Below are 1,437 nucleotides of genomic sequence, written 5' to 3' on the forward strand. Positions count from 1 at the left end.
GGTTCTTCCTTACTTGGTATGCTAAACTAACAGTTAAAATGCCAAGTAAGCAAACATCTATTTTTGTAATTTTCAAAATTCCTAAAGCCATAGGCCGAACGTTTTATTAACTTAAGCTTGTTATTTACACCCTCAACTGCACCACTTGTTGTCCTATTATCAAAGTAAGCAATTATTTCCTCGATCCAATTAGTGATAGTATTTACAGTGGAACTAAAATATTTTTTTGCTCTTTGCTGCCAGCTCCCAATTCTCAATAATGCCCTCAACCAATTAGTTTTTCTATTTTCAAATATTTGTCGGAATTCTTCTTTTAATTTATGCATTATTGCTAGCCGAGGACACACTTTTTTAACTGACATTAATTTGCTCTTTTGCTTTTCTTTTAAACTCTCTTCATTCTTTAGTAACGCATATTTGCTGCCATTCAATCCGTCTAATATCTCTTTATATTCTGCTATTCTTTGAGGTGATTTAGATTTATTACTTAAATCTATGATTTCCCTTCTTTCACGCTTTCTTTCTCTATCTAATTCCTTATTGACTTGTACCATTACATGAAATCTGTCCGCTACTACTTGAGCATTTGGCATGAGTTTTTCTACTAAGGTTTTGTAACCTTTCCATAAATCTATACTTACTTCTTCTATTTGTTCTAAAACCTCTAATCCCCATGAATTAAGGACTGGCTCAATGTCTTCTTGTTTTCTTCCCTTGATAATCGTAATTAATTTAGATGTTGATAAATCCGTTAATACCGCACAGTAATTTCCTTGACCTTTAGTTAACGCTATTTCATCAATTCCTAGCTTTTTTAAGCCTGATGGTTTTGACGATAATTCTTGTGAGGCATCTGACAACATTCTTTCTATTTCTTCTGTTGTTACTACTCCTTCTTTGGCTACATTATTGATATCACTTGACAAGACAGACTTAATAATTGTATCGGCTAGTCGTTTTGTATAAGTTCTTCGGTTATTTACAAAGTCCAATTTCTCGCTAAATGGTTTGCCACATTTTTTACATTTAAATTGTCGTCTGTTTATTTCTAAAAATACTAGCTTTTCTCCCCAGGAGAAATCTTTTACTAAGTATCGATGGTTTTGATGTAATCTATTACTTTTTGTACCGCATCTATGACAATGACTTTCTTTATGGATTGACTCAACTTGTAAGATTATTCCTATGTACGGTACTTGAGTCATTTGAGTTACTTTAATTCCTTGTATATTCAGTAGCTCTGTTAGAAATTTAGTACCCTTTTTTGTGGTCATGACTATAATTTGCTCCCCAAAAATCTTGTAACTATTTTATAGTTAACAATCAAATTAGCTGAAATGTCAAGCCTGACAAGGACTTGGTTTACATTTTGACATATTTGTTAAATTGATTTTACGCCTTTAACTATTGATTTAGCATAGTAAGTAAGGAAGAACC

General features: G+C 32.2%; 1 protein-coding gene. It reads right to left on the bottom strand.

The genetic code is table 11. The features are described from left to right. Window positions 1-26 precede the first annotated feature (26 nt). Window positions 27-1,274 carry an ISL3 family transposase gene (locus tag QT979_RS28835; RefSeq protein ID WP_333312385.1) on the bottom strand — a complete coding sequence of 416 codons (1,248 nt, stop codon included), beginning with the start codon at window positions 1,272-1,274 and terminating at the stop codon, window positions 27-29. Window positions 1,275-1,437: the final 163 nt, after the last annotated feature.

Source organism: Microcoleus sp. w2-18bC1, from assembly GCF_036700365.1.
In the GTDB taxonomy this organism is placed as follows: Bacteria; Cyanobacteriota; Cyanobacteriia; order Cyanobacteriales; family Microcoleaceae; genus Microcoleus.

Bases quoted from the DNA above. Each gene is read 5' to 3' on its own strand.
- QT979_RS28835 (WP_333312385.1), bottom strand. From the start codon at position 1,274: ATGACCACAAAAAAGGGTACTAAATTTCTAACAGAGCTACTGAATATA.